Source organism: Wenyingzhuangia sp. 2_MG-2023 (assembly GCF_030548295.1).
In the GTDB taxonomy this organism is placed as follows: Bacteria; Bacteroidota; Bacteroidia; order Flavobacteriales; family Flavobacteriaceae; genus Wenyingzhuangia.
In genome coordinates, this window is sequence record NZ_JAUOSB010000010.1 from 109,871 (window position 1) to 117,687 (window position 7,817).

Annotated in this window: 6 protein-coding genes; 2 read left to right on the forward strand and 4 right to left on the reverse strand. The window is 33.3% G+C overall.

The genetic code is table 11. The features are described from left to right. Position 1: 1 nt before the first annotated feature. From Q4548_RS11910 to Q4548_RS11925, 4 genes are all read right to left on the reverse strand, one after another. Entirely contained in the window at positions 2-943 is a 942-nt protein-coding gene (locus Q4548_RS11910; RefSeq protein ID WP_303455322.1) for a nitronate monooxygenase family protein, read from the reverse strand. After that, complete coding sequence (locus Q4548_RS11915; protein WP_303455324.1) at positions 943-2,580, reverse strand: S8 family serine peptidase; 1,638 nt, start codon at positions 2,578-2,580, stop codon at positions 943-945. The genes Q4548_RS11910 and Q4548_RS11915 overlap by 1 nt, the downstream gene beginning before the upstream one ends. A 32-nt stretch (positions 2,581-2,612) precedes the next feature. Next, a complete protein-coding gene (mnmA, locus tag Q4548_RS11920) occupies positions 2,613-3,803 on the reverse strand; it encodes a tRNA 2-thiouridine(34) synthase MnmA (protein ID WP_303455327.1) in 1,191 nt (396 codons plus the stop codon). Between the two features lie 112 nt (positions 3,804-3,915). Beyond that, positions 3,916-5,619, reverse strand: a complete 1,704-nt coding sequence (locus Q4548_RS11925) for a hypothetical protein (protein ID WP_303455330.1) — start codon at positions 5,617-5,619, stop codon at positions 3,916-3,918. Positions 5,620-5,780: 161 nt separating this feature from the next. Here Q4548_RS11925 and purB point away from each other — a divergent pair, with 161 nt between their 5' ends. Then, positions 5,781-7,124, forward strand: coding sequence for an adenylosuccinate lyase (gene purB, locus Q4548_RS11930; protein ID WP_303455332.1), 1,344 nt, complete (start codon positions 5,781-5,783; stop codon positions 7,122-7,124). Positions 7,125-7,127: 3 nt separating this feature from the next. Further along, entirely contained in the window at positions 7,128-7,493 is a 366-nt protein-coding gene (locus Q4548_RS11935; protein WP_303455334.1) for a hypothetical protein, read from the forward strand. The last annotated feature ends 324 nt before the right edge of the window (positions 7,494-7,817 follow it).

The following is a 7,817-nucleotide window of genomic DNA, read 5'->3' on the forward strand; positions in this document are numbered from 1 at the left end:
TCTATTCGCTTATTTTTTGTTTTACAGCATGGTATTCTGCAATCATTTCTTTCATAATATTGGTCACAGTATCCACATTGTGAATCAATCCTGTTACTTGTCCTATTTCCAGTTTTCCGTCTTCTACATCTCCTTCAAAAATACCAGTTTTTAACTTGGCATGGTCATAAAATGCCTGCAATGTTTCTTTGTCGGGATGAGTTTGGTACAAAGCTAGCAATTTTTGAAAATAATTATTTTTTACAATTCTAACTGGAGCCAATTCTTTAAAGGTCAACTGAGTCGTTCCATCTTGTAATTCCGTCATCAATTCTTTAAACTTTTGATGTGCAGAAGACTCTTGACTCACAGCAAATCTACTTCCTATCTGTACCCCATCAGCCCCTAAAACTTCTGCTGCTAAAATTCCTCTACCTGTAGCAATTCCTCCAGCAGCAATCAATGGAACTTGAATCTGTTCTTTCACCATAGGAATCAACGTAAATGTGGTTGTTTCTTCTCTTCCATTGTGTCCACCAGCTTCAAAACCTTCTGCAACTACAGCATCTACCCCAGCCTCTTGTGCCTTTAGAGCAAATTTAATACTGCTTACCACATGTATTACTTTTATGTCTTGTTCCTGTAACTTAGCTGTCCATAACTTAGGGTTTCCTGCAGAAGTAAACACAATTTTCACTCCTTCTTCGATCACAATTTTCATCAATTGGTCTATTGACGGATACATCAAGGGAATGTTGACTCCAAAAGGTTTGTCAGTTGCTTTTTTACATTTTTGAATATGTTCTCTAAAAATATTAGGATACATAGAACCTGCACCTAACAAGCCTAAACCTCCAGCATTACTAACAGCAGAAGCCAACTTATATCCACTTACCCAAACCATTCCACCTTGAATAATGGAATATTCTATTCCAAACAGTTTTGTTATTCTATTATCTTGCATTATTCTCCTTTAATTAACGTCATCAATTCATTATTTCCTTCAAACTGATATCTCAGATAATAAATACCACTTGCATAGTTATTTAATTGAATCAGATTATCTATTGGCGTGATTTTTTTATCTACCAAAACATTTCCTAATACAGAAAAAACCTGAACCTTTAACTCTTGCGGTTCTTCCTCATTGTAAAAATAAAAACCAATCACATTTCCATTGTGAAATGTAGTGATATAAAACGGGTATTCTAATTTCGTTTTTAGCAGTTCTGAAGCCAAACTCTCTATTCTTAAAATACCATATCCACCTTGATCTGTTGGCTCATAAAAATTCTCAGAATGTTCAATAATCATTTGTCTTATATCTAAATTGGTAGCCTTGGGATATGCTTGCCACAAACAAGCCACAGTCCCTGCTACAATAGGACTAGAAAACGATGTTCCGTTGGTCAAAACTACTTCGTTATTTTCATTAACCACGTACACACTTTCACCACATGCTAAGGTTTCTGGTTTGATTCTTTCATCTGCCGTAGGCCCAAAAGAGGAAAAAGAAGCCAAACTTTCATTCTTAGCTACCGCACCTACAGCAATACTATTTTTAGCATCGGCGGGAGCGATTAGATATTTCCACGTATTATTCCCTGAATTCCCTATAGAATTTACCAGCAACATTCCTTTTTCTATTGCAATATTGGCTCCTTTGGTGATAAAAGTAGTTTCTCCATCCATATCTTCATAAGAATAGTTGTACTTATCTTCGTCAAATTCATAGTATCCCAAAGAACTATTGATGATGTCTACTCCCAAACTATCGGCTCTCTCTGCTGCTTGCACCCATAGACTTTCTTCTAAAGGTGTTTCGCTAGTATCGTCTTCCGTTACAAACAAATAAAAACTAGCTTTAGGAGCCGTTCCTACAAACTCATTTTCTTTGATTGCAGCAATGGTAGACAATACTTGGGTTCCGTGAGTAACTCCCGTTTCTGTTGCTCTGTAAAAATTATTGTTTGAATGTACAAAATCATAACCTCCTAATATTTCTCCATTTTCTAGATTTGAATCCAACAAATGGCCAAAAGCATTAGCCGTTTTAACTCCAGAAAAACCAAGATCTAAAATAGCAATTTGCATTCCTTGTCCTTGGTAGCCTAGATTATGAAACATATCAGCACCTATCATTTTTATCTGATTTTCAGCAGCCCCATACGCATACTCAAATTGATTTTGAACCTTATTTATTTTTGATACTTTATTTTGAGACGTTACTTTTAAAGAAGTAGTTTCTACGTTTTTACTGGCAAACTGAATACTTGCCACAAAGGTTAAATTTAATAACTTGAAAATTGCTGTTTCACTTCCAAACACATGAACTGCATTCAACCATTTAGATGTGGCTTTAAGTGCAATGTCCTCACTATTTGCAACCTCTAAAATATAATTTGTATCAACAGGAACATCCCTCTCATCTAAAGCAATATTTTGTTTGGCTCTTCGTTCTAATGCCCTTGCAGAAAGCATTTTAGTAGGATTGTTTGTATACACCGATACATCAGGTTTGTCTTTAAAATAAACCCAAGCATGTTCTTGCCCTTGTGCATAACTGATTGTTATAAAAAGGAACAGCAAGAACTTTTTCATAAGTATTGTGTTTGTGGGGTTTCACTTCAAAATTAAGCAATTACTCCCGATCCTAAAAGCTCATCTTCCAAATGCCAAGCAACAAATTGTCCTTCTTGAATGGCAGATTGTGGATTTTCAAATTCTACATACATACCATCTTCTACTTGATACAAAGTTGCTTTTTCTAAAGGCTGACGGTAACGGATTCTTGCCAATACTTCCATAGAAGTTCCTATTTTCAATGACAAATCTTTTCGAATCCAGTGCAACTCTTCGTTACTAACAAACAACACTTTTCTATACAAACCAGGATGTTGTTTTCCTTCTCCTGCGTATATCACGTTTTCTACCACGTCAGTTTCTATCACAAACAAAGGTTCTTGTGTACCACCTACTGCCAAACCTTTACGTTGTCCTTTGGTAAAATAATGTGCTCCTTGATGTTTTGCTACCGTTTTTCCGCTATCTATAGTATATGTATATTTTTGACTGTAAAAAGCCAATTCTTCTTCTTTAGATGCAAAAGTGGGAATGTCTCTTTGATAAGCTTCAAAATCCTTAGCTATTTGTACAATTACCCCTTCTTTTGGTTGTAATTTTTGTTGCAAGAATTCTGGCAAACGTACTTTTCCAATAAAACACAATCCTTGGGAATCTTTTTTATCCGCAGTTACCAAGTCCAACTCTTTGGCAATTTCTCTAACTTCTGGCTTGGTTAATTCCCCAATTGGGAACAAAGCTTTGGACAATTGCTCTTGAGACAATTGACATAAAAAATACGATTGATCTTTGTTGTTGTCTACTCCTGCTTTTAGTTGATAGACTTCATTTCCTTGGGTATCTTGTGCAATTCCTCTTCGGCAATAATGCCCTGTAGCTACATAATCTGCTCCTAAGTCTAATGCTATTTTCATAAAAACATCAAACTTAATTTCTCTATTGCACAACACATCTGGATTTGGTGTTCTACCGCGTTCGTATTCTTGAAACATATAATCTACAATACGATCTTGGTATTCTGCACTCAAATCTACTACTTGAAAAGGGATTCCTAGTTTTTCTGCCACCAACATAGCATCGTTACTATCTTCCAACCAAGGACATTCGTTAGAAATGGTTACAGAATCGTCATGCCAATTCTTCATAAACAAACCAATCACCTCATATCCTTGTTGCTGTAACAAATACGCAGCTACACTACTATCTACTCCCCCTGAAAGTCCAACGACAACACGTTTCATATTCAAAAAAATTTAAGAGTACAAAGATAGTATAAAATTTAAGAGTTTGTTCTGAACTTTATTTAAGAAACATGAATGAAAAATTTGAGTTTGTAGCACAGATTACACCACCCTACTTTGTGCCATTTTTCTTCTTGATGTTTTCTAAAATTTCTTCGTCCGTTAGTTTCTTTACTTCTTCTGTAGTTTCTCCTTTTTTGCTTTTTATGTTTTCTAAGATTTCCTCATCCGTCAATTTTCTTTTGACAACGGGTGTTTTCTCTGCTTCTTTTTTCTTTCGGATGTTTTCTAAAATCTCAGCATCTTCTAATTTTTTATCTTCGATGAATTTCTCCATTTTAGAAGCTATGTTATCCAAAATCACATTGTCTTCTGGTTTGGTATAAGTAGGATTTTCTTCTTTGCGTTTTTCTTTAATGTTTGCTAAAATTTCTTCATCAGACATTTTAGAATAGTCAATTTCTTCTGAGTTCTGTTTCGCTTTTATGTTTTCTAAAATCTCTTCATCCGTCAATTTAGAAAACTCATTTTTCTCATAAGCAGCTCTTTTTGCTTGAATATTTTCTAAAATCTCCTCATCAGACAATTTAGAATAATCTGGCTCTACTATTTTTTGTTTGGTTCTTATATTGTTTAAAATCTCTTCATCGGACAATTTTACGTACTCTTTTTCATACGTTTTTCTTTTAGATTGAATGCTTTCTAAAATCTCATCGTCGGTCAATTTTGCGTATTCTGAGTCTTTTCCTTTGTGTTTTTTCTTGATGTTTTTCAAGATTTCTTCGTCTGTTAACTTGGCATATTCTTTTTCGTAAACATCACGTTTTTCTTGAATATTTTTCAGAATCTGATCGTCCGTCATTTTAGCATATTCTGGCTCCTTAGCAACTTGTTTTTTACGAATGTTTTCTAAAATTTCTTCATCCGTTAACTTTTCATATTCATTTTTCTCGTAAACTTCTCTTTTGGCTTGAATATTTGCTAGAATCTCTTCGTCAGACAATTTCTCATATTCTTGAATTTCTTTTTGCTTTGTTCTTATATTTTTCAAGATTTGCTCATCCGTTAACTTGGCATATTGAGGTCTATCTGGCTGATTTTTACTCTCAATACTTTTCATAATAGCCTCATCAGACGGTTTGTCTTTTTTCAAATTTGGCTCTTTATACCCCATGTATTCTCCATCAATGTAATAATCCCATCTACCGGCTTTGTAATCTTTGTAATACAGTCCAGATTCTTTTAAGTTTCCATTGGCTTCGTAAAAATTAGCACGACCGTGTAAAATTCCATTTTCATAGGTCATTTCAAACAGTTTGATTCCGTTTTCTGAATATCTAGTTGCTACTCCATTCAACTTGCCGTTGTTATACGTAGTTTCTTCTGCTAAAATTCCATCATCAAAATAGACAACACGCTTACCATCTAATAAATTATCTTTGTAATTTTCAGTCAAAATAAGATGTCCTTTGGCATCAAAAAACTCCCAAAGACCTTCTTTCTTTTTTCCATGCATCTGACCTTTGCTCATCACATTACCAAAAGCATTGTAAAACGTAACTTCTGCAATGTTAGAATTGGCTACAAATGTTTTTTTGATATCTGGGCGGTTGTTGATGTATTTGTTTTCATAAAAATAAAAATCACCTACTTCTTTACCATGCTCAAATTGTCCTGTATAACGTACTCTACCTGACTCGTATCTTTTTTCCCAATATCCATGTCTATTTCCTTGCGCATCAAGTTGGTTAATTTCTTGGGCAAATAGAAATAGAGGGAAGAAGAAAAAGGTTAGAAAAAACTTATTAAATTTCATCGTTTTTGTTTAGAATAACTGCTTAAATGAGTCGGAAATTTTTCATCCATCCCTACAACTTTTATGGCTTAAAAATACAAAGTTAAAAGTATACATAAAAACATCTTTTTACTTTTCTTATTTTGATGTACTTTTGTCGCTTAAACATATTTTACAAAAACATGAGTTTATCAAATTTAAATGCCATCTCTCCAATTGATGGAAGATATAGAGGAAAGGTAGAATCTTTAGCTGCTTACTATTCTGAAGAAGCATTGATTAAATACAGAGTAAAAGTTGAAATTGAATATTTTATTGCTTTGTGTGAAATTCCATTACCACAATTAGAGGATTTTAATACAAACTTATATGAAGATTTAAGAAAAATATATCAAGACTTTACCTCTGCTGATGCTCAAAAAATTAAAGACATTGAAAGCGTTACCAACCACGATGTAAAAGCTGTTGAATATTTTATAAAAGAAAAATTTGATGCCTTAGATTTGCAACCGTTTAAAGAATTCATCCATTTTGGATTGACTTCTCAAGATATTAACAACACCGCAATTCCGTTGTCTGTTAAAGATATGTTTGATGAAGTTTACGATAGTGAATTAGAAACTGTTGTGACCAAATTAAACGAACTAGCCACAGAATGGGATGATGTTTCTATGTTGGCACGTACGCATGGTCAACCAGCATCTCCTACTCGTTTAGGAAAAGAAATTAGAGTTTTTGTAGAACGTATCAATCAACAAATAACCTTATTGAAACAAGTTCCTCATGCTGCTAAATTTGGTGGAGCTACAGGAAATTACAATGCTCATCATGTTGCTTACCCAAATATTGATTGGAAATCTTTTGGGACGGATTTTGTTGAAAACAAATTAGGTTTACACCACTCTTTTCCTACAACTCAAATTGAGCACTACGACCATATGGCTGCCATTTTTGATGCTGTAAAAAGAATCAACACCATTATTATTGATTTAGACAGAGATGTTTGGACTTATGTTTCTAACGATTACTTTAAGCAAAAAATTAAAAAAGGAGAAGTAGGATCTTCTGCCATGCCACACAAAGTAAATCCTATTGATTTTGAAAATTCTGAAGGAAATTTAGGGTTGGCAAATGCTATTTTTGAACACTTAGCTATTAAGTTGCCTGTATCTAGATTACAGCGTGATTTGACAGATTCTACCGTTCTTAGAAATATTGGAGTTCCTTTTGGACATACATTAATTGGTTTTGCTTCTACTTTAAAAGGTTTGAGTAAATTGTTAATTAACCGCGATGCTTTTGCTAAAGACTTAGAAAACAACTGGGCTGTAGTTGCAGAAGCAATTCAAACAATTTTACGTAGAGAAGCCTATCCAAATCCGTACGAAGCTTTGAAAGGGTTGACACGTGTAAATGAAAAAATTACAGGAACTACCATTGCTAATTTTATTGATACCTTAGAGGTTTCTGATGAAATTAAAGCTGAATTAAAGGTTATTACACCTAGTAATTATACAGGAATTTAATTGATGAAATTAGTTATATACACCTTTGCAATATTCGTTTTTGGTTCTTGTTCTACAGGAAGTAAAACGAATATTGCTTCTTTTAAAGAAGGTAATTTTAAAACTTATTTAGGAGCTCGTAAAGACAGCTCATACTTTTCTAGAACTCACAACCTTCAAATAGAACACTACAAAAATCAAGTAGATACTTTTTCTATTACCTGGAAATCTGATTTTGAATACGAATTGAGAAAAGTAAACCCTCAAAGCAAACTAGACAGTATTCCATTTATTGTAAAAATTACAGGTTTTAAAGAAAACTCTTACCAATTTAAAGGCTCTTATTTAGGCAGCAACTTTAAACAAGAAGGAATTACTTACAAAAAATAGAATAAACCTTTTGTTTTTTACTTTTCTACTGCTTTAAAAAGCCTCTCTTTCACTTTTTTACTGTTGTATATAGTTACGTTTGTATGTAATTACTTTACACAATGCTAACAATGCTCAGTTTTATTCTAGAAACAGCATTTAAAATTCGTTTAAAAACAATACTTTTAGATTTGATAAAAGTAATTTTATAGTAATGTTGTCTATGAGTTTTGACAGGATAACATTATCTTAAGTGAATATATAACGAGTTGTAAACCATTGCTTTGAAATTGGAAAAAATATTGAACTATATTGCTTTCATTCTACTCTCAATAACTTCTTTTG

Coding starts and splice junctions, on each gene's coding strand:
- Q4548_RS11910 (WP_303455322.1), bottom strand. CDS start 943: ATGCAAGATAATAGAATAACAAAACTGTTTGGAATAGAATATTCCATT.
- Q4548_RS11925 (WP_303455330.1), bottom strand. CDS start 5,619: ATGAAATTTAATAAGTTTTTTCTAACCTTTTTCTTCTTCCCTCTATTT.
- Q4548_RS11935 (WP_303455334.1), top strand. CDS start 7,128: ATGAAATTAGTTATATACACCTTTGCAATATTCGTTTTTGGTTCTTGT.
- purB (WP_303455332.1), top strand. CDS start 5,781: ATGAGTTTATCAAATTTAAATGCCATCTCTCCAATTGATGGAAGATAT.
- Q4548_RS11915 (WP_303455324.1), bottom strand. CDS start 2,580: ATGAAAAAGTTCTTGCTGTTCCTTTTTATAACAATCAGTTATGCACAA.
- mnmA (WP_303455327.1), bottom strand. CDS start 3,803: ATGAAACGTGTTGTCGTTGGACTTTCAGGGGGAGTAGATAGTAGTGTA.